26 protein-coding genes are annotated in these 24,225 nt (G+C 75.2%); 12 read left to right on the top strand and 14 right to left on the bottom strand.

The window, feature by feature from the left end; translation table 11 throughout:
- Nucleotides 1-12: 12 nt before the first annotated feature.
- A complete protein-coding gene (gene folP, locus ACTMS2_RS06405) occupies nt 13-882 on the bottom strand; it encodes a dihydropteroate synthase (RefSeq protein WP_441174538.1) in 870 nt (289 codons plus the stop codon).
- Nucleotides 883-1,305: 423 nt separating this feature from the next.
- Between folP and ACTMS2_RS06400 the strand changes: the two genes are divergently transcribed.
- The 4 genes from ACTMS2_RS06400 to ACTMS2_RS06385 all read left to right on the top strand — a co-directional run bounded on the left by ACTMS2_RS06400 (nt 1,306) and on the right by ACTMS2_RS06385 (nt 3,886).
- Entirely contained in the window at nt 1,306-1,980 is a 675-nt protein-coding gene (locus ACTMS2_RS06400) for a DivIVA domain-containing protein (RefSeq protein ID WP_441174537.1), read from the top strand.
- Nucleotides 1,977-2,474 carry an SRPBCC family protein gene (locus ACTMS2_RS06395; protein ID WP_441174536.1) on the top strand — a complete coding sequence of 166 codons (498 nt, stop codon included), beginning with the start codon at nt 1,977-1,979 and terminating at the stop codon, nt 2,472-2,474. Before ACTMS2_RS06400 ends, ACTMS2_RS06395 begins: the two co-directional genes overlap by 4 nt.
- Before the next feature lie 193 nt (nt 2,475-2,667).
- Nucleotides 2,668-3,249 (top strand): DNA-3-methyladenine glycosylase I, encoded by a 582-nt coding sequence (locus ACTMS2_RS06390; RefSeq protein ID WP_101414022.1) that lies wholly within the window; start codon nt 2,668-2,670, stop codon nt 3,247-3,249.
- 13 nt (nt 3,250-3,262) lie between these two features.
- On the top strand, nt 3,263-3,886 hold the full coding sequence (locus ACTMS2_RS06385; protein WP_441174535.1) for a hypothetical protein: 624 nt from the start codon (nt 3,263-3,265) through the stop codon (nt 3,884-3,886).
- A gap of 135 nt (nt 3,887-4,021) precedes the next feature.
- On the opposite strand, the gene ACTMS2_RS06380 is transcribed toward ACTMS2_RS06385, so the two are convergent.
- A complete protein-coding gene (locus ACTMS2_RS06380) occupies nt 4,022-4,813 on the bottom strand; it encodes an enoyl-CoA hydratase/isomerase family protein (protein WP_441174534.1) in 792 nt (263 codons plus the stop codon).
- 2 nt (nt 4,814-4,815) lie between these two features.
- Nucleotides 4,816-5,634 carry a PaaX family transcriptional regulator gene (locus ACTMS2_RS06375; protein ID WP_089002167.1) on the bottom strand — a complete coding sequence of 273 codons (819 nt, stop codon included), beginning with the start codon at nt 5,632-5,634 and terminating at the stop codon, nt 4,816-4,818.
- A 190-nt stretch (nt 5,635-5,824) separates the two neighbouring features.
- On the opposite strand from ACTMS2_RS06375, the gene ACTMS2_RS06370 reads away from it, so the two are divergent.
- Together ACTMS2_RS06370 and ACTMS2_RS06365 are read left to right on the top strand one after the other, a co-directional pair.
- Nucleotides 5,825-5,992 (top strand): DUF3117 domain-containing protein, encoded by a 168-nt coding sequence (locus tag ACTMS2_RS06370; protein ID WP_007455245.1) that lies wholly within the window; start codon nt 5,825-5,827, stop codon nt 5,990-5,992.
- Nucleotides 5,993-6,121: 129 nt separating this feature from the next.
- Entirely contained in the window at nt 6,122-7,588 is a 1,467-nt protein-coding gene (locus ACTMS2_RS06365; protein ID WP_441174533.1) for a leucyl aminopeptidase family protein, read from the top strand.
- Nucleotides 7,589-7,634: 46 nt separating this feature from the next.
- Here ACTMS2_RS06365 and ACTMS2_RS06360 read toward each other — a convergent pair whose 3' ends face one another.
- Entirely contained in the window at nt 7,635-8,222 is a 588-nt protein-coding gene (locus tag ACTMS2_RS06360; protein ID WP_089003702.1) for an O-methyltransferase, read from the bottom strand.
- A gap of 300 nt (nt 8,223-8,522) precedes the next feature.
- Here ACTMS2_RS06360 and ACTMS2_RS06355 point away from each other — a divergent pair, with 300 nt between their 5' ends.
- Nucleotides 8,523-9,845: a S1C family serine protease gene (locus tag ACTMS2_RS06355; protein ID WP_441174532.1), complete on the top strand. Its 1,323-nt coding sequence runs from the start codon at nt 8,523-8,525 to the stop codon at nt 9,843-9,845.
- Nucleotides 9,846-9,918: 73 nt separating this feature from the next.
- Entirely contained in the window at nt 9,919-10,341 is a 423-nt protein-coding gene (locus ACTMS2_RS06350; protein ID WP_101414027.1) for a preprotein translocase subunit TatB, read from the top strand.
- 105 nt (nt 10,342-10,446) lie between these two features.
- Here the strand turns inward: ACTMS2_RS06350 and ACTMS2_RS06345 are convergent, their stop codons facing one another.
- The 3 genes from ACTMS2_RS06345 to ACTMS2_RS06335 form a co-directional block, all read right to left on the bottom strand.
- A complete protein-coding gene (locus ACTMS2_RS06345; protein WP_441174531.1) occupies nt 10,447-11,592 on the bottom strand; it encodes an Mrp/NBP35 family ATP-binding protein in 1,146 nt (381 codons plus the stop codon).
- Nucleotides 11,593-11,781: 189 nt separating this feature from the next.
- The gene (locus ACTMS2_RS06340) at nt 11,782-12,402 is read right to left on the bottom strand and encodes a DUF1003 domain-containing protein (protein ID WP_441174530.1); all 621 of its coding nucleotides are present in this window, start codon (nt 12,400-12,402) and stop codon (nt 11,782-11,784) included.
- Nucleotides 12,395-13,681 (bottom strand): magnesium transporter MgtE N-terminal domain-containing protein, encoded by a 1,287-nt coding sequence (locus ACTMS2_RS06335; protein WP_441174529.1) that lies wholly within the window; start codon nt 13,679-13,681, stop codon nt 12,395-12,397. Before ACTMS2_RS06335 ends, ACTMS2_RS06340 begins: the two co-directional genes overlap by 8 nt.
- A gap of 33 nt (nt 13,682-13,714) precedes the next feature.
- Here ACTMS2_RS06335 and ACTMS2_RS06330 point away from each other — a divergent pair, with 33 nt between their 5' ends.
- Both ACTMS2_RS06330 and ACTMS2_RS06325 read left to right on the top strand, forming a co-directional pair.
- Entirely contained in the window at nt 13,715-14,584 is an 870-nt protein-coding gene (locus tag ACTMS2_RS06330; protein WP_441174528.1) for a PhzF family phenazine biosynthesis protein, read from the top strand.
- A 161-nt stretch (nt 14,585-14,745) separates the two neighbouring features.
- Nucleotides 14,746-15,273: a hypothetical protein gene (locus ACTMS2_RS06325; protein WP_441174527.1), complete on the top strand. Its 528-nt coding sequence runs from the start codon at nt 14,746-14,748 to the stop codon at nt 15,271-15,273.
- An 88-nt stretch (nt 15,274-15,361) separates the two neighbouring features.
- On the opposite strand, the gene ACTMS2_RS06320 is transcribed toward ACTMS2_RS06325, so the two are convergent.
- Complete coding sequence (locus ACTMS2_RS06320) at nt 15,362-16,129, bottom strand: HAD family hydrolase (protein ID WP_441174526.1); 768 nt, start codon at nt 16,127-16,129, stop codon at nt 15,362-15,364.
- A 106-nt stretch (nt 16,130-16,235) separates the two neighbouring features.
- On the opposite strand from ACTMS2_RS06320, the gene ACTMS2_RS06315 reads away from it, so the two are divergent.
- Nucleotides 16,236-17,198, top strand: a complete 963-nt coding sequence (locus tag ACTMS2_RS06315; protein WP_441174525.1) for a DMT family transporter — start codon at nt 16,236-16,238, stop codon at nt 17,196-17,198.
- A gap of 20 nt (nt 17,199-17,218) precedes the next feature.
- Here ACTMS2_RS06315 and ACTMS2_RS06310 read toward each other — a convergent pair whose 3' ends face one another.
- From ACTMS2_RS06310 to ACTMS2_RS06285, 6 genes are all read right to left on the bottom strand, one after another.
- Entirely contained in the window at nt 17,219-17,962 is a 744-nt protein-coding gene (locus ACTMS2_RS06310; protein ID WP_441174524.1) for a class I SAM-dependent DNA methyltransferase, read from the bottom strand.
- On the bottom strand, nt 17,946-19,193 hold the full coding sequence (locus tag ACTMS2_RS06305; RefSeq protein ID WP_441174523.1) for an MFS transporter: 1,248 nt from the start codon (nt 19,191-19,193) through the stop codon (nt 17,946-17,948). Before ACTMS2_RS06305 ends, ACTMS2_RS06310 begins: the two co-directional genes overlap by 17 nt.
- Nucleotides 19,190-20,209 (bottom strand): alanine racemase, encoded by a 1,020-nt coding sequence (locus ACTMS2_RS06300; RefSeq protein ID WP_441174522.1) that lies wholly within the window; start codon nt 20,207-20,209, stop codon nt 19,190-19,192. The genes ACTMS2_RS06305 and ACTMS2_RS06300 overlap by 4 nt, the downstream gene beginning before the upstream one ends.
- Nucleotides 20,206-21,300, bottom strand: a complete 1,095-nt coding sequence (locus tag ACTMS2_RS06295; RefSeq protein WP_441174521.1) for a SagB/ThcOx family dehydrogenase — start codon at nt 21,298-21,300, stop codon at nt 20,206-20,208. The genes ACTMS2_RS06300 and ACTMS2_RS06295 overlap by 4 nt, the downstream gene beginning before the upstream one ends.
- A gap of 221 nt (nt 21,301-21,521) precedes the next feature.
- Complete coding sequence (locus ACTMS2_RS06290) at nt 21,522-22,265, bottom strand: GNAT family N-acetyltransferase (protein ID WP_441174520.1); 744 nt, start codon at nt 22,263-22,265, stop codon at nt 21,522-21,524.
- 40 nt (nt 22,266-22,305) lie between these two features.
- Entirely contained in the window at nt 22,306-23,130 is an 825-nt protein-coding gene (locus ACTMS2_RS06285) for an SDR family NAD(P)-dependent oxidoreductase (RefSeq protein ID WP_441174519.1), read from the bottom strand.
- Between the two features lie 127 nt (nt 23,131-23,257).
- Here ACTMS2_RS06285 and ACTMS2_RS06280 point away from each other — a divergent pair, with 127 nt between their 5' ends.
- Nucleotides 23,258-24,214 (top strand): HpcH/HpaI aldolase/citrate lyase family protein, encoded by a 957-nt coding sequence (locus ACTMS2_RS06280; protein ID WP_089002151.1) that lies wholly within the window; start codon nt 23,258-23,260, stop codon nt 24,212-24,214.
- The last annotated feature ends 11 nt before the right edge of the window (nt 24,215-24,225 follow it).

The raw sequence follows: 24,225 nt of genomic DNA, 5'->3' as shown, positions 1-24,225 counted from the left end.
GTGCGGCGACGGTCAGGCGAGGCCCCGCCGGGTCAGCGTCGGCGGGCGGTCGCCCCGGATCGAGGCGACCATGTCGAGCACCCGGCGGGTGGGGCCCACCTGGTGCGCGCGGAACACCCGGGCGCCCAGCCAGGCCGAGACCGCGGTGGCCGCCAGCGTCCCCTCCAGCCGCTCGGCCACGGGCAGGTCCAGCGTCTCGCCGATGAAGTCCTTGTTCGACAGGGCCACCAGCAGCGGCCAGCCGGTGCCGGAGAGCTCGCCGAGCCGGCGGGTGATCTCCAGGGAGTGGCGGGTGTTCTTGCCGAAGTCGTGCGCCGGGTCGATCAGGATCCCGTCGGCGCGTACGCCCAGCGTGACCGCGCGTTCGGCGAGCCCGGTCACGGTCGTGAGCACGTCGGCGACCACGTCGGGGAAGGCCGCGCGGTGCGGGCGGGTGCGGGGCGCCAGCCCGCCGGCGTGCGAGCAGACCAGCCCGGCGCCGGTGCGCGCCGCCACCTCGGCCAGGGCCGGGTCCGCGCCGGACCAGGTGTCGTTGAGCAGGTCGGCGCCCGCCGCCACCGCCTCCACCGCCACCTCGGCCCGCCAGGTGTCGATCGAGATCACCACGTCGGGGAAGGCGGCCCGGACGGCGGCGATGGTCTCCACCGTGCGGCGGATCTCCTCGGTCACGTCGACCTCGGCGCCCGGACCGGCCTTGACCCCGCCGATGTCGATGATCTCAGCGCCCTCCCCGACCGCCCGCTCCACGGCGCGCAGCGCGCTGTCCTGGGCGAAGGTCGCGCCCCGGTCGAAGAACGAGTCCGGCGTGCGGTTGACGATCGCCATCACCACCAGCTCGTCGGGGCCGAACGTGCGCCCACCGAGCCGAAGCGCCCCGGCCATGCCGCCTCCTGAAGGTCCACCGCCGCCGACCCGTGCCCGCCGCCGGCCGGTCACGACGCTAGCCGGTCGGCCCGGGCCGGGCCCCGCCGGTCCGGCGGCCCCGACGACCGCGACGGCACCTCCAGCCACGGCTGGCGCGGGGCCACGGTCGGTTTCACATACCGTGCCTGGCTGCGCCGGACCTCGACGGCCGGCGGTGTAGTCCCCTCGTCTGACACCACACAGGTATCTTCATGCCGCGCAGGTATCAGCGTTCCGGCGGCAGCGGTCCCCCTCGACTCCCCTGAGCAGGACGATCGGCTTCGCGCCCGGGGCGGCGCGTCGCGCCCGCAGCGGGCGCCGGGGGCGGCTGCTGTGACGCGGATCCGGGACGCTGGGGGTGGTGGGGTCGCTCCGGGCGGTTCGACGTGCCACGATCTGTGCATGGGTCAGGTTCTGCTCCTGCTGGTCGTGGCGTTGACCGTCGCGGCGGTCGTGTTCGGGGTGACGGTGCTGGTCTCCGGCCGGGATCCCGGCCTGGCACCCGCCGAGCCGGACGGGCGGGCCGTGCCGTTGCCGGCGGCCCGACCGCTGCGCGAGTCCGACGTGGGCGAGGTCCGGTTCGACACCGCGCTGCGCGGCTACCGCATGGCCCAGGTCGACCACGCGATGCGCCGGGCGGCCTACGACATCGGCTACAAGTCCGAGCTGATCGGCGTGCTGGAGGCGGAGGTCGCCGCGCTGCGCGAGGGCCGGACGGCGGACGCCGACGACCTGCGCAAGGCGCGGGAGCAGGCAGCCGCCGAGCCGTCGTCGGCGGCCCGTGGGACGGTGCCGGTCGGGGCCGACCGGCCGGACGCGGCGGGGGGCACCGACGTGGTCGTCGAGCCGATCCCCGCGTTCGCGGGCCCGACCGCCGACGGGGGCGACGACGCCGTGGACCGGACCGACGTGGGCGACGACGCCGTGGACCGGACCGACGTGGGCGACGACGCCGTGGGCCGGACCGGGGAAGCCGACCGTGCCCCGGCCCGGACCGGGGCGGGCGACGACGGCCCGACGCGGACGGCGGGCGACGCGACCGGTCCCGGCCCGGTGGTCGGGTCGGAGTCGAAGTGACCGGGCCGGAGCCCGGCGAGGACCTGCGCGACGTGACGCAGCCCGGCGCGGGCGAGGTCACCGCCACGGTGATCGTCGACGCGCCGGCGGACCGGGTCTTCGCGGCGCTGACGGCCTGGGAACGGCAGTCGGACTGGATCCCGTTCACCACCGTCCGGGTGGTCGAGGGCGACGGCGGCGAGGGCAGCCTGATCGAGGCGGTCACGGCGTTCGGCCCTGCCGTGCTGCGCGACGAGATGCGCGTGGTGCGGGTGGACGCGCCCTACGAGGTGGGCGTCGTGCACTGCGGGAAGCTGCTGCGCGGGCCCGGTGTGCTCCGCTGCACGCCGCTGGAGCGCGACCGCACCCAGGTCGTCTGGCACGAGTGGTTCCACCTGCCGGGCGGCCCGGCGGGCCGGGTGGCCTGGCCGGTGCTCTGGCCCGGGTCGAAGTTCAGCCTGACCCAGGCGTTGAAGAAGTTCGGCCGGCTGGTGGAGCAGGGCCGGCTGCCCTGACGGTGGGCGGGCCGGTTCGCGTGCCCTCGTCGAGCGGCTTCCCCTGATCGGCTCGACGTCGCCGACATCGGGGTGTCGGCCCGCCCGGGACGCCCCGATGTCGCCGACCCCGGGCGGTACGGGCCCGCCGACCGAGGCACGACGCGGCACCGTGGGGCGCGGGCCCGTCGGTACGGTGTCCTAGCGTGGACGCGTGACTGACCTGGTGATCGGCGCCGACGGGCTGCCGCGATGCGGCTGGGGGCACAGCACCCCCGACTACGCCGCCTACCACGACACGGAGTGGGGCCGTCCCCTGCGTGGCGACGACGCGCTCTACGAGCGGCTCACGCTGGAGGCGTTCCAGTCGGGGCTGTCCTGGCTGACCATCCTCCGCAAACGTCCCGCCTTCCGGCTGGCCTTCGACGAGTTCCGCATCGAGACCGTGGCCGGCTACGGCGACGCCGACGTCGCCCGGCTGCTCGCCGACGCCGGCATCGTCCGCAACCGGGCCAAGATCGAGGCGGCGATCGCCAACGCCCGGGCGGCGCTGGAGCTTCCGGAAGGGCTCTCCGCGCTGCTCTGGTCCTTCGCCCCGCCGCCCCGGCCGGCCCGACCCGCGTCGTTCGCGGAGGTGCCGGCGCTGACGGCCGAGTCCACGGCGATGGCCAAGGCGCTCAAGAAGCGGGGCTTCCGCTTCGTCGGCCCGACCACGGCCTACGCGCTCATGCAGGCCACCGGGATGGTCGACGACCACCTTGCGGGCTGCCACGTCGTGGCGGCGCGGGCGGCGTGATGGGATGGAGGCCATGACGACCGACACCGCGCACCGGGTGGACGGGGCCCGCCCCGCCGACGGCACGGGCGCCTGGGCGGTGCTGCTGCCCACCGGGCGCTACGAGGCCGAGCGGCTCGTCCACCACGACACGCTCGAGTTGACCGGCCTGACCGACGACTCCGGGCCCCGCCCCGGCGACCGGGTGGCCGTGCTGGTCGACGCGCCGCCCCGGCTGGTGGCGCTGGGCCGGGTCGCCGCGGCGGCCGGCCAGGAGCGGGAGGACCCGGACGATCCCCAGTCCGAGCGGGTCGAGGCGCCGCTGGTGGTCGCGTACACCCGGCGGGCCTTCGACGAGCCGGTGCCGGCCGACGCGCTGGTGCTCGACGGGCCGGTGACCGCGCTGGACCCCTCGGCCTTCCAGGAGTTGGCCGACCGGTTGGGCCCGCCACCACGACGGCGCACCTGGCTGGTCAGCCTCGACCTGCCGATCGAGGCCGCGTCGCCCGCCGAGGCGGTCCGCCTGTTCTGGGCGTACGTGCAGGAGCTGGGGCCCCGCGAGTTGCCCGCGTTCGTCTCGCCCTCGGGCGACGAGCTGGCCATGCAGGCGTTCGTGCTCGGCGCGGAGGCCAACCAGGACCCGGAGGAGGACGACTGATCCGCTCCGGCGGCGTCCGCGCGCCGAGCCCTGGTGGCTGCCGCCGGTGATCGCCGTACGCGCCGGCTCACGAGCCCTGTCAGGCGCGACCGGCCGCCTGCCGGTGTGGCGGGGGCCGGTCGGCCCGGGAGGGCGTCAGCGGCCCTCGAAGACCGGCTTCTGCTTGTTGACGAAGGCCTGGGTGGCCGCGCGGTGGTCGGCGGTGCCCCCGCAGATCGACTGCGCCTGCGCCTCGGCGGCCAGGGCGTCGGCCAGCGTGCCCGCGTCGGCGATGGAGAGCTGACGCTTGATCGCCCCGTACGCGACGGTCGGGCCGGCGGCCAGCCGGGCGGCCAACTCCTGCGCGGTCGGCAGCACCTGCTCGTCGTCCTCAACCAGGCGGTTGAGCAGCCCGAGCTGGCAGGCGTCCGCCGCGCGCACGGGCTCGGCCAGCATCAGCAGCTCGATGGCCTTGGCGTGGCCGACGAGCCGGGGCAGCGTCCAGGAGGCGCCGGTGTCGGCGGCGAGCCCGACCTTGGCGAACGCCATCAGGAAGCTGGTCGACGGCCCGCCGATGCGGATGTCGGCGAGGAACGCCAGCGAGGCGCCCGCCCCGGCGGCCATCCCCCGCACGGCGGCGACCACCGGCTTGGGCAGGTTGGCCAGCCGGGCGGCGATCGGGTTGTAGTGCGCGCGCACGGTGTCCAGCGGGTTGCCGTCGGTGGACTCCAGGGTCTGCACGTGCTCGCGCAGGTCCTGCCCGGCGCTGAACGATTGGCCCGCGCCCGCGAGCACCACCGCGCGGCAGGACCGGTCGGTCTCCAGCTCGGCCAGCGTGTCGCGCAGCGCCTCCTTGAGCGCCACGTCCAGCGCGTTCATCGCCGTCGGGCGGTTCAGCGTCAGGGTGACGACGGCGTCGGTGCGGTCGACGAGCAGCGGCTCGGTCACTTCTAACGACCCTTCTGTCGGGCGATGCGGTTGCCGGAGTCGAGGCACTGCTCGACGTACCGGTCTGCGGCCGGCCGCAGCCGGGCCGCGTGCCGGTCGAAGAAACTGGCCGCGGCGGTGCCGGGCCAGCGCTCGGGGAGCAGCGCCGGGGGCAGCTGCGGGTCCCGGAACAGGAAGGTACGCCACGCGTGCACGAGCCGGAACCGGGCGGCGTACGCCTCCTCGTCGAGGCTGCGCACCGTGACCCCGGCCAGCAACGGCCGCTGCTCGGCGACGAACTGCTCGTACGCCTGGCCGATCTCCGCGAGGTCCCAGGCCCGGCGCACGACGCCCATGGCGCCGGGGGTGCCGGCGGTGTGCGCGGCGGTGAACCGCTCGTAGCGCACGCCCGCCTCGTCGAGCAGCACGTCCACGTCCTCGCCCGGCCGGGTCGCCACCCAGGTGCACTCGTCCAGGGCGCCGTAGCCGAGGAACGTCAGGTTGGCGGCGAGCCGTTGCCGGTCCCGGCGGGACAGGGGGGCCTCCAGCACCAGCAGGTCGAACCGTCCGTCCCAGGTGATCCGGCCGGTCCGGTAGATCCGCGCCGCCGCCTCGTCCAACCGGCGGGCGGCTTTCGGTGTGATCGAATATCCCGGCCCGGAGGTCAGCCGGCACGGGTCGAGCCACCCCTGGCGGACCATCCGGGAGACCGCCGTGCGCACGGCGGGCGGGGCGATCCCGAGCGGCGCCAGCAGCCTGACCAGGGCGGCGACGGGTGCCCGGCCGCCCCTCGCCCGGAGGTGGTCGCCGTACAGGTCGAAGAGTGCCGACCGTGCCTGCATGACCGCACATTGTGACAGGCCTTCTCAGGATAAGCTAGATGCTGTTACATCAATGCTGCTTCGGTTTGGGTCCGGCGGTGTTCATCAGGGAAAATCGTTGGTCGACACCCCCGCGTAGGTTGCGGGTGGTCAAGACGAAGTGGCTGTGGGGCAACCCACCGACCCTGGTGTAGGTCTGAGGGGAGACAACATGGCGGCGATGAAGCCGCGGACGGGCGACGGTCCGCTGGAAGTCACCAAGGAGGGCCGGGGCATCGTCATGCGCGTCCCGCTGGAGGGTGGTGGCCGGCTCGTCGTCGAGATGACTCCCGACGAGGCCAACGCACTCGGTGACGCACTGAAGGCAGCCGCCGGCTGACCGAGGAACGGTCCGCGCGCCCGCGCGGGCCTTTCGTCAACCCCTGAGCCACCGGCCCCGCCGGTGGCTCAGGGTCTTCATTCCCCGCGGAGCCGCGCTCCGCGAGCTTCCCTGGAGGTACGGCTCCGCGTGCTCGCCATCCGTCTGCTCGCCGAGCCCGACCGGCTCGACACGCTCGTTCTGCCCGTCCGGCCCGGCCCGGCCGACGGCGACCCGGCCCGACCGGCCCCGACCGCGTCGGCGCTGCCCGACGGCGTGACCGAGGAGGCCGCCGCCCTGGCGCCGGCGGCCCGGCTGACCGGGCGCCCCGGCGAGGTCCAGGCGCAGCTGCGACCCGGGCGGGAGCCGGGCCGGCTGCTGCTGCTCGGCGTCGGCGAGGGCGACGAGGCCGGCTGGCGGGCGGCCGGGGCGGCCCTGGCCCGTGCCGCGAAGGATGAGACACACGTCACGTTGGCGATGTCGGCCGACGCCACCCAGGCGGCCGTACGCGGACTCGTCGAGGGGCTGCTGCTGGCCTCGTACCGGTTCCGGCTGACCGACGCCGGCACCGCCCCCGCCCTGGCGGAGGTCGACGTGCTGGTGGCCGACCCGGGCGCGCACACCGCGACCGTCGAGGCGGCCCGGACGACGGCCCGGATGACCCGCTTCGCCCGCGACCTCACCAACACCCCCTCGTCGGTCAAGAACCCGCAGTGGTTCGCCGAGCAGGTCGCCGCCCACGCCGCCGACGTGCCCGACCTGCACCTGCGCGTACGCGGCCCGGACGAGCTGGCGGCCGAGGGCTTCGGCGGGATCCTCGCCGTCGGGGGCGGCTCCGCGAGCACCCCGCGCCTGCTGGAGCTGGACTGGCGGCCGGCCGACGCCCGTACCCACGTGGTGCTGGTCGGCAAGGGGATCACGTTCGACACCGGCGGCATCTCGATCAAGCCGGTGGCGGCGATGAAGCTGATGCGCAAGGACATGGCCGGGGCGGCGGCGGTGGTCGCGGCGACCCTCGGCGCGGCGGCCCTGCGCCTGCCGGTCCGGGTCACCACGCTCGCGCCGCTGGCGGAGAACATGCTCAGCGGGTCGGCGTTCCGCCCCGGCGACATCATCCGCCACTACGGCGGCACCACCAGCGAGACCACCAACTCCGACGCCGAGGGCCGGCTCGTGCTGGCCGACGCCCTCGCGTACGCGGCGGCCGAGCTGCGGCCCGACCTGCTGGTCGACCTCGCCACGCTCACCGGGGCGAACGCGGTGGCGCTGGGCAAGCGCACCGGCGCCCTCTACAGCGACAACGACGCGCTCGCGGCGGACGTGCTGGCCGCTATCGCCGCCGCCGGCGAGGCCGCCTGGCGGATGCCGCTGCCCGCCGACTACGCCGAGCACCTCGGCAGCGAGCTGGCCGACCTGCACAGCTCGCCGGACCGGGGCGCCGGGTCGGTGATGGCGGCGCTCTACCTGCGGGAGTTCACCGGTGAGCTGCGCGACCGGTGGCTGCACGTGGACATGTCCGCGCCGTCCTGGGCCGACGGCGACGACGCCGAGCTGACCCGGGGCGCGACCGGCTGGGGCGTACGCTCGCTGCTGCGCTGGCTGGGCTCGCTGGCTTGACCGCCGGGCGGCGCCCGCCCCCGGCGGGCCCCCGGTCAGCGGCGGGTCAGCACTTCACGGCGGCGAGCAGCCCGTGGCCGACCGGCAGCAGCGCCGGGATCCAGTGCTCGGACTCGCGGATCGCCTTGATGGCCTCGCGGACGGTCACCGTCTCCACGTCGCGGGCGGCCGGGTCACCGATCCGGCCGCCGGCCAGCGTGCCGTTGAGCGCGACCACGCCGCCCGGGCGCAGCAGCCGCAGCGCGGCGTCGACGCAGGCGGCGAACCCGGTCGCCTCGGCGTCCACGAAGACCAGGTCGTACGCGCCGTCGGCGAGCCGGGGGAGCACGTCCAGCGCCCGGCCGGTGATGATCCGGGTGCGGCCGGCGGCGAAGCCCGCCTCGGTGAAGATCCGCCGGGCGATCCGCTGGTGCTCGACCTCGACGTCGATGGTGGTGAGTACGCCGTCGGCGCGCATCCCGCGCAGCAGCCAGACGCCGCTGACGCCCGTGCCGGTGCCGATCTCCACCACCGCCCGGGCGCTGCCGGCGGCGGCGAGCAGCCGCAGCGCCGCGCCGGCGCCGGGGGTCACCGCCTCGAGGCCGACCTCGTGGGCCAGGCTGCGGGCGGTGCGCAGGACGAGATCCTCGGTCACGTACGACTCGGCGAAGTGCAGGGTCTGGGCCGTCGAAGTGCCGGAACCGGCGACCGTGGCGATGGGACACCTCCGGGCGGCATGCGTGGTGCGGGGGCGGGTGGGCACTGTGAGCCTAGAGGCGACGTCGAACGGGCGCAGCCGCGCGTCCGCCACCCGACGATCACGGTCGGCAACCGGTGACTCCATCCGCCGCATCCGTGTAATCCTGGAAGCGGTGTTCCGGCGAGCGCGACCGGGCGACGCTGTCGCCGGGTCCGTCGAGCGCGGGACCCGGGGACGGACTGGGAGGGCACCGACGTGACCGACGGCTGGGACTGGCGCCAGCCCGGGGGAACTCCGGCACCGGCGAGACCGCCGCTGCCCGGACACCCGCCGGTGGGCCGGCCGCCGACGCCTGAGGGCGGCGGGGGCGGCACGACTTCGCCCTGGTGGTCCGACGCGCTGGCCGACCCGTGGCGCGACCCGGCGGCGCCGGCCGCCGTGGTACTGCCGGCCGCGCCGAGCCCCGGCACCGAGCCGGAGCGGGTCCTCGACCCGGACGCCCCGGGCCGGCCGACGCTGCGGCAACTGCTGCTCATCCCCTTGATCACCGCGCTGCTCGCGGGCAGCCTGGGCGGCGCGCTCGGGTACGCCTTCGCGGTGCGCGGGGGTGCCGTGGCCAACACGGTGCTCGGCGCGGACCCGCAGGCGCCCGGCCTGGCCCAGCGCAGGCCCGAGTCGCTGGCCGGGGTCGCCGAGCGGGTGCTGCCCAGCGTGGTGACCGTCCGGGTGGCGAGCCTCGGCGGCACGAGCGAGGGCTCGGGCTTCATCGCGAGCGCCGACGGGCACGTCATCACCAACGACCACGTGGTGGCGGGGGCGACCGGCAAGGCGTCGGTGGTCTTCAACGACGGCAGTTCCGCCCCGGCGACCGTCGTCGGGCAGGACCCGGAGTCCGACATCGCGGTGATCAAGGTCTCCCGGACGGGCCTGCGGCCGGTCGAGTTCGGCGACTCCGACGCGCTGGCCGTGGGCGACCCGGTGCTGGCCATGGGCTCGCCGCTCTCGCTGGCCAACACGGTCACGGCCGGCATCGTCAGCGCCCTGGACCGCACGATGCGGGCCGGCGAGCCGGGCGGTCCCACGCGCTACTACGCGGCGATCCAGACCGACGCGGCCGTCAACCACGGCAACTCGGGCGGCCCGCTGGTCGACGGCGCGGGCCGGGTGATCGGGGTCAACTCGACCATCAAGTCGTTGGTCTCCGACGGGCAGGAGGCGGGCAACATCGGCCTCGCCTTCGCCATCCCGATCAACCAGGCCAAGCGGATCACGCAGGACATCATCGGCACCGGCAAGGCCCGGCGCACGGTGATCGGCGCCCAGGTCGGCGGGGCCGGCGCGGGCACCGGAGGAACCGGCGTACGCCTGGCGGCGGTGGAGCCGTCGGGCCCGGCGGCCGGCGCGGGGCTGAAGGCCGGTGACGTGATCCTCAAGCTCGCCGGGCGGCCGATGACCGAGCCGACCGACCTCATCGCGCTGGTCCGCAAGTTCGCGCCCGGCGCGGTGGTGACCGTGGAGTACCGCCGGGGCGCCAACCGGCAGAATGCCTCCGTGACGCTGGCCGCAGACGCCAAGTAGGGCCCCACCACCCCTCCCCGGGCGGTGCCCGACGTGCGTAGTCTTGCTGCTGACGCCGAAGGAGGCCCGCGCAGTGTTCGAGAACCTGAACTGGTGGGAGATCGGTGCGCTGCTGCTACTGGCGCTGCTGATCTTCGGTGACCGGCTGCCCGCGGTGATCAGCGACGGGCTGCGCATGGTGCGCAACCTGCGCGCCATGGCCAGCAACGCCACCACCGACCTCAGTCGCGAGCTGGGCACCGACATCCAGCTGGAGGACCTGCACCCGAAGGCGTTCATCCGCAAGCACCTGCTCAGCGAGGAGGACGAGCAGGCGATCCGGAAGCCGTTGCAGGGCGTCTACGACAACCTGCGGGCGGACGTGACCGGCGTGCACAACGAGCTGAAGGACGTCGCCTCCGCCGCCGACCTGCGCGCGGGCGGCGGCCGCCCGGCCACCGCCACCGGCGCCGCCCCGGCTCCCGCCCCCCGGGTCAGCTACGACGACGCGACCTGACCCCGCCCGCCGTGCCGCGCCGCAGACGGCGACGGGGGCGGCGCTCCCGGGGGAACGCCGCCCCCGCGCGGGTGGCGACGGTGCCGGCCCGTGGCCGGCGTACGGTCAGCGGCCGGCGGGCTTGAGGCCCAGCGGCTTGCCGAGCAGCGACTCCCGCCGTACGGCGAGCCGGTCAGCGACCTGACCCAGCGCCTTCGCGGCCGGCGACTCCGGCTCGGCCAGCACGATCGGGGTGCCCACGTCGCCGGCCTCGCGGACCCGGGTGTCGAGCGGGATCTGCCCCAGCAGCGGCACCTGGGCGCCGATGGTCTTGGTCAGCGACTCGGCGACCGCCTGCCCGCCGCCCGCGCCGAAGACCTCCATCCGGGAGCCGTCCGGCAGCTCCAGCCAGGACATGTTCTCGATGACGCCGACCACGCGCTGGTGGGTCTGCAACGCGATCGCGCCGGCCCGCTCCGCCACCTCGGCGGCGGCGGTCTGCGGGGTGGTGACGATCAGGATCTCGGAGTTGGGCAGCAGCTGGGCCAGGGAGATGGCCACGTCGCCGGTGCCCGGGGGCAGGTCGAGCAGGAGCACGTCCAGCTCGCCCCAGTAGACGTCGGCGAGGAACTGCTGCAACGCCCGGTGCAGCATCGGGCCGCGCCACACCACGGCGGCGTTGCCGGCGGTGAACATGCCGATCGAGATGACCTTCACGCCGTGCGACTGCGGCGGCATGATCATGTCCTCGACGCGGGTGGGGCGCCCGTCGGCGCCGAGCATCCGGGGCACCGAGTGGCCGTAGATGTCCGCGTCGACCACGCCGACGGAGAGCCCACGGGCGGCCAGCGCGGCGGCCAGGTTGACCGTGACGCTGGACTTGCCGACGCCGCCCTTGCCGCTGGCCACCGCGTACACGCGGGTGCGGGATCCCGGCTGGGCGAACGGGACGACCGGCTCCTGGGCGCCGCCGCCGCGCAGCTTCGCCTGGAGTTCCTGGCGCTGCTCGGGGCTCATCACGCCGAACTCGATCGTCACGCCGGTCACCCCGGGCACCGCGCCGACGGCGGCCGTGATGTCCGAGCGCAGCTTGTCCTTCAGCGGGCAGCCGGCGACGGTGAGCAGCAGCTCGACCCGTACGACGCCGTCGTCGCCGACCTCGGCGGAGCGGACCATGCCCAACTCGGTGATGGGCCGGCGGATCTCCGGGTCGTTGACGGTGGCCAGCGCGGCCTGGATCGCGTCGGAGACGGTGCTGACGGGTGCTGACATGCCCGCAATGCTACGTCGGCGGCCCTGCCCCACCGCCGCCAGCGGGGGCCGGTGTGAGCGAATCGATGACGACGGCTTGGCCGGGCGGCGTACCGGGCGAAACGGGACGATCGAGTGGGCCCCGCCCGCCGCCGGGGCACGCCCGCCCGGCGTCGTCGGCCGCGCCGCTCGGGCGGCCCCACCCGGGGCTCAGCCCTCGGGCTCCCGGCTGTGGGCCTCCGGATGGCCGTCCCGGAACCGGTCGTCGTCCAGGTCGTCGCGGGGCTCCTCCAGCCCGTCGCCGTGCGGCGGGATCTTCTCCTGCTGCCGGCGCTCCAGCCGCTGCCGGCGGCGGCCCGCCTCGTCCAGCTCCTCGGCGAGCCGGGCCAGCTCCGAACGGAGGAAGTCCCGGGTCGCCACCTCGCCCATCGCGTTGCGCAGCGCGGCGATCTCCCGGGTCAGGTACTCCGTGTCGGCCTTCTGCATGGTCGCCCGCCGGCGGTCCTCCTCCTGGGTGACCCGGTCCCGGTCGGCCTGCCGGTTCTGCGCCAGCAGGATCAGCGGGGCCGCATAGCTGGCCTGGAGGGACAGCACCAGGGTCAGGAACGTGAAGGTGTACGGGTCGAAGCGCAGGTGCGCCGGGGCCAGGGTGTTCCAGCCGAACCACAGCGTGATCACGATCGTCATGTAGACGATGAAGTTCGCGGTGCCCATCCCCCGGGCGATCCCCTCGGACCACCGGCCGAAGGCCTCCGGGTCGAATCGGGGCAGCCTGACGCCCCGGGGCTCGCGCGGCTGGTCGAGCCGCGGCGCCCGTCGCTGCTCAGCCATCCGCGCCGTCCAGCGTCGGCTCGGCGGGGAACGGGCGCCCGGCGGCGTCCCGGTCCCGCCAGTCCCGGGGCAGGAGGTGGTCCAGCACGTCGTCGACGGTGACCGCGCCGACGAGCCGGTTGTTGCGGTCGATCACGGGCATGGCGACCAGGTCGTACGTGGCCATCCGGCGGGTGATCTCCGGCAGCGGGGTGGTCGGCCGCAGCGGGTCGATGTCGTTGACCACGATGCCGCCGAGCAGGTCGGCCGGCGGCTCGCGCAGCAGCCGCTGGAAGTGCACCATGCCGAGGTAGCGGCCGGTCGGCGTGGTCATCGGCGCCCGGGACACGAAGACCTGCGCGGCGATCGCGGGGGAGAGCTGCGGTTCCCGGATCCGGGCCAGGGCCTCGGCGACGGTGGCGTCCGGCGGCAGGATGACCGGCTCGGAGGTCATCACGCTGCCCGCGGTGCCCGGCGTGTACTTGAGCAGCTGACGTACGGGGTCGGCCTCGTCGGGCTGCATCAGGTCGAGCAGCACGTCCTGCTCGGGCGGGGGCAGCTCGCTGAGCAGGTCGGCGGCGTCGTCCGGGTCCATCTCCTCCAGCACGTCGGCCGCCCGCTCCCGGTCCAGCGCGGCCAGGATCTCCACCTGGTCGTGCTCCGGCAGCTCGCTGAGCACGTCGGCGAGGCGCTCGTCGTCGAGCGCGGCGGCGATCTCGTTGCGCCGGGTGTCGGGGAGGTCCTGGAGGGCGTTGGCGAGGTCGGCGGGGCGCATGTCCTCCAGCACCGAGAGCAGGTTGGCCGTGCCCCGGCTGTCGGCGATGCCGCTGAGCCCGCGTACCCGCTCCCACTCGACCTGGTGCAGGTGGCCCCGGCGGGTCAGCCGGCCGGTGTGCTCGCGTACGGCGACCCGGGCCAGCGACCACTCGCCGCCCCGGCTGCACTCCATCGCCACGTCGACCACGGAACCCGCCTGCCCGCCGGGGTCGAGCTGCACCCGACGGTCCAGCAGCTCCTGGAGCACGAGCAGTTCGTTCGGGCGCTTCTCGAAGCGCCGCAGGTTGAGCGTGCCACTGCCGAGCACGACCGCGTCGGCGTCGATGGAGGTGATCCGGTTGATGGAGAGGAAGATGCGCCGGCGCATCGGCATCTCGGCGACCAGCCCGACCACCTCCGGCGGGCGCTGCGTCGGCCGTAGCCGGGCCACCGCGTCGCGGACCCGGCCCACCTGGTCGCCGTTGGGGTCGAAGACGGCGACCCCGGCGAGCCGGGCGATGTAGATCCGGGTCGGCGTGCTCACGGGCACCAGCCTAAGCGCCTAGTGTTTATCAACATGTCGACCTTGGCCTACGAGATCGTGGACGTCTTCACCGACCGCCCGTTCGCCGGCAACCCGCTGGCCGTGGTGTTCGGCGCCCAAGCGCTGGCCACCGAGCAGATGCAGGCGCTCGCGTGTGAGTTCAACCTCTCCGAGACGGTGTTCGTGCTCCCGCCCACCCAGGTCGGCGCCACCTACCGCGCCCGTATCTTCACACCGGCCGAGGAACTGCCCTTCGCCGGGCATCCCAGCGTCGGCGCGGCGGTGACCGCCAGCCGCCGGGGCATGTTCGGTGTGGGGCAGGTCACTCAGGAGTGCGGCGCGGGCGTGCTGCCGATCGAGGTGACCGCGACCGGGGCCACGCTCACCGGCGGCGTCCCCACCCTCGGCCCGGAGCTGGACCCGGAGCCGCTGCTGGAGATGGCCGGCCTGAGCGCCGACGACCACGTCGGTCCGGCGCCGCGGGTGGCCGGCTGCGGGCTGGAGTTCCCCTACCTTCCGGTCCGCCCGGACGCGGTGGCCCGCGCCCGGGTCAACGCGGCGGCGGCACAGCGGTACGGAGTGGAGCACGTCAGCGTCTTCTCCTGGGACGCCGCCGCGCAAACCGCCCACGCCCGGGTCTTCGTCCCGGGACTGGGCGTGCCGGAGGATCCGGCCACCGGCTCGGCCGCCCTCGGCCTCGGGGTGTGGCTGGTCGCCAGCGGCCTGCTGCCGGCCGACGGTCGCGCGGAGTACACCGTCCACCAGGGCATCGAGATCAACCGGCCGTCCGTGCTGGCCTGCACGGTGACCGCCGCCGAGGGCCAGGCGGTGGGCGCCACCGTGGCCGGCCACGTCATGCCGGTCGCCCGGGGCGAGATCATGGTCCCGCCGTTCGTCGGCTGACCGGCGGGTCCGCGCCTCCGGGCCACCGCGCCTCCGGGCCACCCGCGTCTCAGGGCACGCGGACGGACCCGGTCGACGTCGACGGACGTCGGCGCGGCCGGACCCTCGGCGGATCCCCGGCCGTCGACGGACCCCGGGTGGCGCTGACGGGACGGGGGTGGATGCGGGAGGATGCCGGGGTGACCGACGCGGAGCGGGCCAGCACGCCGCTGGTCGACGAGGCTGTGAAGAAGGCCGCCGTGGCCTGGGTGAGCGTGGCCGGCGGGCCGGCGCTGGCGCTGTGGTGCCTGCCCTTGGAGGGGGCGCTCTTCGTGGTCAGCGGTCCGGGGGAGCAGTCCGCCCCGGGGCTGGCCGACGCGACCGAGGCGCAGGTCACCCTGCGCGGTGACCACGGCGGGCGCATCGTCACCTGGCCGGCCCGGGTGAGCCGCGTGACGCCCGGCACCGAGCACTGGGAGACCGTCGCGCCCCTCGTGGCCGCGAAGCGGCTGAACGCGCCCGGCCCCGCCGCCGAGCTCGTGGAGCGCTGGGCGGCCGACGGCTGCGCGGTGAACCGGCTGGCCCCGGCCGGCGAGCCCGTCGCCGGCACCGGGTTGCCCACGGACTCGCTGGCCGAGGTGCCCCGGGAGACGCCGGCGGTGCGGGCGGTCCGCAAGCCGTTCCGCCTGCACCGGGTCCGCCGCCGCTGAGGCGCCCGTCCGACGGCCGCGCCGCCCACCCGCCCGTCCGCCGCTGGACGCGCCGGCCGGCGACGCGGGTGACCGGGAAGCCCCGGGCTCACACCGGCGAGCAGCCGGCCGGCACGCCTGCGCCCGCCGGCACGGGGACGTCCGCCGGCAGGAGCACGTCCGCCCGTTCGGGCACCCGCTCGACGAGGTGGACCACCTCATCGAGGGAGCGCAGCGCCGGCCCGCTCCAGGCGGCGTCGGCGTTGAACACCATGTGGCCGGCCAGGTCCGGGGCCGCCAGCCGTACGGCGGTCATCCCGGCCCGCTCCGCCCCGGTCAGCTCCTGACTGCCGCCGTCGCCGACGTAGAGGCAGTCCGCCGGCGCCAGGTCGAGCCGCCGGCACGCCGCCTGGTAGAGCGCCGGGTCGGGCTTGCAGCGCCCCACCTGCACGGAGAAGACCCGCACGTCGAGCAGCGGGGCGATCGGCAACTGCGGCAGGAACGCCGGCAGCTCGTGCGTGCAGTCGCTGATCACCCCCGTACGCAGGCCGAGCCCGCGCAGCGCGGTCAGCGTCGGCACCGCCTCGTCCCGCAGCCGGGTGTCGGCGCGTACGGCCCGGTGGTGGGAGGCGACCGCCGAGCGGATCGCGTCCTCGGAGGGGTGCACGCCGGCCTGCTCGCAGACCCAGCGCAGGGTCGCCGCGGCGTCGCCGAGCCGCCCGCAGGCCCGCTCGTAGTAGGTGCGGTCGAGCACGTCGACGAGCGTGTGCGGCGCGCAGCCGAGCAGCTCGGCGGTCGACCGGTGGGCCGCGCCCCGCTGGACGGAACAGGTCAGCGTGCCGAAGAAGTCGAACAGGACCGCCTGGTACGTGGGCATGGGGGAGCGCCTCCGGGCGGTAGGGGAATCGCCGGCGCGGACATGCATGATCGTAACGGAGCGCTGACGGTACGTGGTGGCCCGTGGCGTGTGAGGATTGCACCTCGTGTCCCCCGCCACGCACCGCCCGCCCTTCGACCCGGTGACCACCGGGGCGGTCGTGCTGGCCGTCGTCGCCGTCTCGTCTTCCGCGCCGCTGGTGGCCTTCGCGGCGGCGCCCGCGCTGGCCGTCGCGTTCTGGCGCAACCTGCTGTCGGTGGCCGTGCTCGGCCCGTTCTCGGCGGCCCGGCGGCGCGCCGAGTTCCGGTCGCTGACGGTCGGCGCCGGCCGGCGCGAGGGCGTCTACTGCGTACTGTCGGGGGTCGCGCTCGCCGCGCACTTCGCCACCTGGATGCCTAGCACCAAGCTCACCTCGGTCGCCGCGGCGACCGCGCTGTGCGCCACCCAGCCGGTCTGGCAGGGGCTGATCGCCCGGGCCCAGGGGCGTCGGCTGCCGGGCGCCGTCTGGCTCGGCATCGGGGTGGCGGTCGCGGGGGCGGCCGTGGCGACCGGCGCCGACTTCGCCGTCTCCGGTCGGGCCGTCGCCGGCGACCTGCTCGCGGTGGCCGGGGGTCTCTTCGCGGCGGTCTACACCGCGCTCGGCGAGCGGGCCCGTACGACGATCAGCACGACCACCTACACCACCATCTGCTACGGGGTGTGCGCGCTGGTGCTGCTCGTGGTCTGCCTGGTCGGCCGGGTGCCGCTCACCGGCTTCGACACCGGCACCTGGCTCGTCGTGCTGGCCCTGGTGGCCGGCGCCCAACTGCTCGGGCACTCGATGTTCAACTACGCGCTGAAGCGGGTCTCGGCGACCACGGTCAGCGTGCTGGCCCTGCTGGAGGCCCCGGGCGCGGCCCTGATCGGCTGGGCCTGGCTGGGGCAGCTGCCCGGGGTGACCGCCCTGGCCGGGCTGGCGCTGCTGCTGGCCGGCGTCGCGGTGGTGGTGCTCGGCGGTGCCCGGGCGGCCCGTCGCGTCCGCCCGGTCGCCACCGCCGTCCCCGCCGACGCGGGCCCGCCGCCCGGCTGATCAGCCTGACCGGCCCGCCGTCAGGGGCGGCGGGCGAGCACGGCGACCCGGGGCAGCGCCTCCGGGTCCGGTACGGGGGTGAGCAGGTCGTCGACGGCCGCGACGTGACTCGTCTCCCAGCCGGCCTCCGCCAGGGCGGAGAGCACGTCGGCGACCGGATGGGCGGTGTTGGTGATCGTCGTGGAAAACGGGGTCGCGTGGCCGTCGTCGGCACGCAGCTCACCGGTGACGTGCAGCGGACGGCGGTCGCCGTCGAGCGGGCCCCGCGCGACCTCGACCGAGACGGTCCCGTCCTGTCGGCTGACGGGCGGCACCTCGGCGAGGAGGCCCTTGACCGTGGACATGTCGAAGCCGAACCAGCCGCCCGGCGCGACCGCCCGGTGCACGCAGCGCAGGTAGGCGCGGACCCGGTCGATCCCGCCGACGTGGTTGAGGACGTCGTACGTGGAGACCGCGAACGCGCAGGGGACCGGCACCTCGAAGTCCGCGGCGTCCGCGGCGATCAGCACCGCGTCGGTGCCGGCCAGCCGTACGCGGGCGCGGGCGACCATCGCCTCGGAGACGTCGACCCCGACGACCCGGTAGCCCACGGAGGCGAACCGGGCGGCCACGATGCCGGTGCCGCAGCCGACGTCGAGCAGGCTCCGCTCGGCTCCGGGTGCCACGTGCCCGTGCAGCCGCAGCCACGCGTCGCCCATCCGCTGCGGGTACGGCGCCCAGAAGCGGTCATACGCCGTGACGAAGGCGTCAACGTACTCGGCCATCGGGTTGCCTTTCGTAGTGCCGGACGGAGGAGCTGGCCAACGGGACGAGCGCGGCGACGGCGATCACCGCGGCCAGGCCGAGCAGGGTGGTCCGCACGCCGATCCCGGGTACGACGAAGCCGGCGGCGATCATGACGGGCGGTCCCAGCCCCACCGCCCCCAGCCACTCGTACGCGCTCACGCGGGACATCGCCTCCGTCGGCACCTCGGACTGGACGGTCGTCTCCCACAGCACCCCGAAGACGTCGAAGGCCACCCCGGCCAGCACGGCGGCGAGGATCACGAACGGCAGGGCGGCGCCGGAGCCGAGCAGCAGCGCCGGCAGCCCCAGCATCGACACGGCGAGTACGGCCGTGCGCAGGGGGCGGGTCGTCCTGATCCGCATCGCCACGAGCACGCCGGCGAACATGCCCACCGCGTACCCGGCGAGGACGCCGGACGAGGCGCCCGCGCCGCCCAGGTGCGCCCTGGCGAGCAGCGGCCCCGCGAGCCCGAAGGTGACCCCGACGGCGGCGTTGATCACGGCTGCGGCGAGCACGATCTGCCACAGCCAGCGCCGCCGGACGAACTCCCGCCAGCCGTCGCGCAGCTCGGCCGGCAGGTTCCGCCGGGCCGTCCGGGCCGTCCCGGCGAGGCGCAGCCGCGCGAGAAGCCCGGCGGCGACGGCGAACGTGGCGGCGTCGAGGGCCAGCGCCCAGCCCGGCCCGAGCCAGGTGATCAGCGCGCCGCCCGCGGCGAAGCCCGCCACCGTGGCGGTGTTCGTACCCAGCCGCAGCAGGGCGTTGCCACGCTGCCGCGCCTGCGGCGCGACCAGCTCGGCGGTCAGCCCGTTCAGCGACGGCAGCAGCAGCGCGGAGGCGGTGCCGGCGACGGCCGCGCAGACGGCGAGGGCGGCGACGCCCGCCCGTCCGGTCAGCACGAGGAGCGTCATTGCGCCGTACGCGCTGCCGCACATCAGCTCCGCCGCCACGAGTACGCGGTGCCGGGGCAGCCGGTCGCCGATGACGCCGCCGAGCAGCATCAGCGCGATCCGGGGGACCGAGATCGCGGCGAGCACGAGCGACAGCGCCGGGGGCGAGGAGCCGGGAAGGTCCAGCACGGCGAAGGTCAGCGCGAGCGGGCCGACCGCGTTGCCGAAGACGGAGATCGTCCTGGCCGTGGCGAACAGGACGAACCGGCGCTCGCGCAGCGGGTCGGCCGGACGGTCCAGGGGCGCGACCGCCCGGGTCATGCCCGGTCCGGGAGCACCAGTGCCTGCCATCGGGCCACCGGCTCGCCGGCGTCGAGCACGTGCAGCAGCGGTCGGCGGGCCACCACCGGGCACACGTGCCCGGGCAGCACCCGCAGCTCGTCGCCCACCGACACCGACTCCGGGCGGACCGGCGCGCCGTCGGGGGCGGTCAGCACGACACCGCTCATCCAGGTCTGGTCGGCGCCCGCGAGCAGCTCGTCGGCGTCGGTGCGCAGCCCCTGCCCGTCGGTGCCGGTGACGGTCGTGGTGACGGCGATCGCGACCGCCCCCGGGTCGCACTCGCCCAGCCGGGCCAGCCCGCCGTCGAGCAGCGCGTACGCGCCGGCGCACACCTCGGTCACGCCGGCGACGTCCAGCGCCCCGGCGAGGGTCGGGGTGCCCCCGACGCTCACCTGCGGGCAGGGCGTCCCGGTCGCGCGGATCCGCTCCGCGACGGACACCAGCAGGCGTGCCCGGCTACGGCCCAGCCCGACCCGGTCGCGGGCGTCGTCGGGGCCGGTGATCCCCACGTAGCCGGTCACGCCCGACAGGCGCAGCCCGCCGGTCCTGGCGATCGTGGCGGCCAGCTCCCCGGCCGCGTCGGGGTCGACGCCGACGCGGTGCAGGCCCGTGTCGACCTCGATCCGTACGCCGAGTTCGACGCCGTGGGCCTCGGCCGCCGCGCCGAGCCCGGCCACCGCGTCGGGGTGGTCCACGTGCACCGTCACCGCGCAGTGCCGCGCGAGCCGGGCGAACCTGCTCCACCGCCACGCGTCGCGCCACGGCCACGCCACCGTCACGTCCGTCACGCCCACCGCGACGTAGGCCTCGGCCTCGGCGGCCGAGTGGACGGCGACGCCCACCGCGCCGGCGGCCACCTGCCGGGCGGCGATCTCGGGGCTCCGGTGCCCCTTGACGTGTGCCCGTAGGGCCACCCCGGCCTCGGCCGCGCGCCCGGTGCAGCGCGCGATGTTCGCGTCCAGCCGGGCCAGGTCGACGGTCACCGTCGGGGTCATTCGCCGCGTCCGTGCCAGGCGTCCGGGGGGAAGGAGAACGCCGCGTCGCCGCCCGCGAGCATCGCCGCCTGGCGGTCCCGCTCGGCGGGGTGCGGCACGCCGACGCCGGAGACGCCGAGGAAGACCTCGTCCGGCCAGGACAGGCCGAGGGCGTCCTCGACGGGGGCGTCGCGGGTGGCGGCGGTGAAGAACGTCCCGAGACCGAGCGCGGTCGCGGTGAGGTAGACGGTCTGGCTCAGGTGACCGACGTCGAGCAGGAGCGCGCGGTAGGCGCGGGCCGCCGGGTACTTCCACACGGTGCGGTCGAGCACCGCCGCGTACATCAGCAGGAAGCCGGCCTGGGCGGCGTGCGGCTGCCCGCCGCACCACTCGCGCAGCCGGTCCTCGCCGGGCGCGGGCGCGAGCCGCACCAGCTCGTGGCGGCGCACCGCGTAGTGGTAGATCCCGGGCTCCAGCCCTTCCACGTCGCGGACCACCGGGTAGACCTCGACCGGGTGGCGGGCCCCGCCGGAGGGGGCGGTCTTGAGCAGTGCCGTGCCGACTCCGGAGACGTCCACCTCGCGGCGGATCCCGGCCGTCCAGCGCAGCAGGGCGGCGAACGCCGGCAGCGGCACCGGGTTGTCCGGGTCGAACCATCGGGTCGACCGCCGGGCCGCGAGGACCGTGGTGAAGTCGACCGGGGGCGGGTCGGTGGGGGGCAGGGCGATCCGGGGACCGTCGTGCTCCTTGACCGGCTCCGGCTGGTTGCTCTTGGCGCGCAGCACCGCCGCGTCCTGCGCCGCCGAGCGGAAGACGTCGCTGCCGAGCGTACGGCTGGCCAGGTGGTAGTAGGTGGCCGCCGGCCCCAGGTCGCGCCAGGCGCCGAGGCGTTCCTCCCGGGCGTGTTCCGGCGAACCCTCGGCGACGAGGACGTGGGCGTCGAGGAGCTGCTGCGCGAGCCGGCCGTCGAGCTCGGCCCAGTCGGCGTAGTCGCGCAGCAGCCTCTCCGCCTCGACAGTCAACGCGAACTGCCGGTGCCGCAGCGGGTCGTCGCAGACCAGTTGGCCGTCACGCCACAGGAAGACGACCAGCCGCGACACACGGACACGCATGGCTGCTCAGGCTTCGGCCGGTCAGGCCTCGACCGGAGGCTCCAGGCACGTCAGTTCCTGGTCGTAGTCGTCGGACGCCACCGGCTCGAAGGCCTCGATCTGCTCGGTCATGCGGGAGCTCCCCTCACTAATCGGCGTTGATCACTGCGATGCACCGTATCAGACCGTCCACAGTGAACATGCCCGTCGAGCGGAGCGGGCCGGGCCGCCCCCGCGCCGGTTCAGACCTCGTGGACCTCCAGCACCCGGGCGGTCGGGGCGGCCCCGCCCAGCTCACCGCGGAGCGCCACCCGCTGCGGGTCGGCGAGGAAGCCGGCGTACCCGTCGCGGGTGTCGAACCGGATCAGGTGCACCTCCGTACGCCCGTCGCCGGTGCGCAGCCGGCGCTCCAGCCGGCCGCCGTGCCGCCCGAGCAGGCCCAGCACCGTGTCCTCGTACCGCCGGCCGGCCTCCACCGCGTCGGCGGCCAGCTCCACCAGCGCCACCAGGCGCACGGCGGCGGCCGGGTCGGTGACCAGCGACTTGAAGAAGTGGTGGTCGACGTGGCCCCCGGGGATGCCCTCCCGGCGACCCGTGTCCAGGTAGCCGTGCCGGCGGTAGAACTCCGGCGCCTGGAACGAGAACGAGGCCACCGAGACCTCCGTGCAGCCGCGCCGGCGGGCCTCCTCCTCGGCGGCGCGCAGCAGCCGGCCACCCCAGCCCTCGCCACGGCGGTCCTCGCGCACCCACACCATGTCGATCCCGGCGCAGCCGCCCCAGGTCCACCCGGTCAGGCCGGCGACCAGCCCGCCGTCGGCGTCGTCGACCCGGACGCAGAGGCCGGCCTCGTCGTCCGCGCCGGTCGCCCGGTTGTTGAAGGCGGTCAGCTCGGCGTCGAGCCGTGCCCGGAGTTCCCCGTCCTCGCCGAGCACCCGCAGGATGTCGCCACCGCCCCCGGGCCCGCCGATGTCGTTCCCCGTCGTCATGCGGCGGAGTATGGCAGCGTCCAGGCGGCCGGCGACACCGTCATCCGGCGAGGCCGACCGCCTCGGCGCTGGCCGCCCAGAGCCGGGCGGCCAGCTGCGGGTCGGCCGCCCTGGGCAGCGGCCGGCGCAGCCGCCGGTCGAGGTAGTAGCCGCCCGTGATGAGCCGCTCCGGGGCCTGGTTGGCCAGCCAGACCAGCGTCTCCGCGCCCTTCTCCGGGCTGCGGAACGGCAGGAACCGCATGCCGAGGGCGACCAGCCGGCTGTCGTTGCCGAACCGGCTGCGCACCACCCCCGGGTGGAAGGAGTACGCGGGGATCTCCGGCCAGCGTCGGGCCGCCTCGGCCGTGAAGAGGATGTTCGCCTGCTTGCTGGTGCCGTACGCCTGCATCGGCCGGTAGCGGCGCAGCGGGGCGTTCAGGTCGGCCGGGTCGAGCACGCCGCTGCGGTGCGCGCCGGAGGCGGTGACCACCATCCGGCCGATCCGGTCCCGCAGCAGGTTGCTGAGCAGGAAGGGGGCCAGGTGGTTGGCCTGGATCGACAGCTCGAAGCCGTCGACGGTGGTGAGGGGCTGGAGGGCGATGGCCCCGGCGTTGTTGGCGAGCACGTCGATCCGGTCGTACGCCCCGCGCAGCCTGGCAGCCAGCCCGCGGACGTCGTCGAGGACCGCGAAATCGGCGCGGAACAGCTCCGGTCGTTCGCCGGACGCCTCCCGCACCTGTTCCGCCGCGGCCTGGAGCCGGGCCGGGTCCCGGCCGACGAGTACCACCTGGTCACCGCGGCGCGCCAGGTCGACGGCGGCCGCCAGGCCGATACCGGAACTGGCCCCGGTCACCACCACGAGTCGACGCCCAGTGAGATCTTCCACAGGTCCATTCACCCCGGTCACGGCACGAGGTTACCGTGGCGTCACAAAGGCCCTCGGCATCGTCCGGCCCTCGCATTTCCGCCACGTGACGTCGGCGTGCCCTCCGCACGCTGGAAGGAGCGCATCCATGGCCGCAGTCGGTCGCCCCCGCCGGTCCTGCCTCGCGGTACCCGGCTCCAGCGTCAAGATGCTCGGCAAGGCCCAGGGGCTCCCCGCCGACCAGGTCTTCCTCGACCTGGAGGACGCGGTCGCCCCGCTCGCCAAGCCCGACGCCCGCAAGAACATCGTCGCGGCCCTGAACGAGGGCGACTGGTCGGGCAAGACCCGCGTCGTACGGGTCAACGACCTCACCACCCCGTGGACCTACCGCGACGTCATCGACGTGGTGGAGGGCGCCGGCGCCAACCTCGACTGCATCATGCTGCCGAAGGTGCAGAACGCGGCCCAGGTGCAGTGGCTCGACATGACGCTGACCCAGTTGGAGCGGACGCTCGGCCTGGAGGTCGGCCGGATCGGCATCGAGGCGCAGATCGAGAACGCGGCCGGCCTGGTCAACATCGACGCCATCGCGGCCGCCTCGCCGCGGGTCGAGACCATCATCTTCGGCCCGGCCGACTTCATGGCCTCGATCAACATGAAGTCGCTGGTGGTCGGCGCGCTCATTCCGGACTACCCGGGCGACCCCTACCACTACATCCTCATGCGCATCCTGATGGCGGCCCGGATGCACGACAAGCAGGCCATCGACGGCCCGTTCCTCCAGATCCGCGACGTGGACGGGTTCCGCGAGGTGGCCAAGCGCTCGGCGGCGCTCGGCTTCGACGGCAAGTGGGTGCTGCACCCGGGTCAGATCGACGCCGCGAACGAGGTCTACTCGCCGGCCCAGGCCGACTACGACCACGCCGAGCTGATCCTCGACGCGTACGAGCACTACACCTCGGAGGCGGGCGGCCGGCTCGGCGCGGTGATGCTCGGCGACGAGATGATCGACGAGGCGTCCCGCAAGATGGCCCTCGTGGTGGCGGCGAAGGGCCGGGCCGCGGGCATGACCCGCACCTCGTCCTTCACCCCGCCGGCGGAGTAGGTCCGCCCTTC

The sequence above is a fragment of the Micromonospora sp. SD12 genome (genome assembly GCF_052068495.1).
GTDB lineage: Bacteria > Actinomycetota > Actinomycetes > Mycobacteriales > Micromonosporaceae > Micromonospora > Micromonospora echinofusca.
This window is presented reverse-complemented; position numbering and strand designations above follow the sequence as displayed.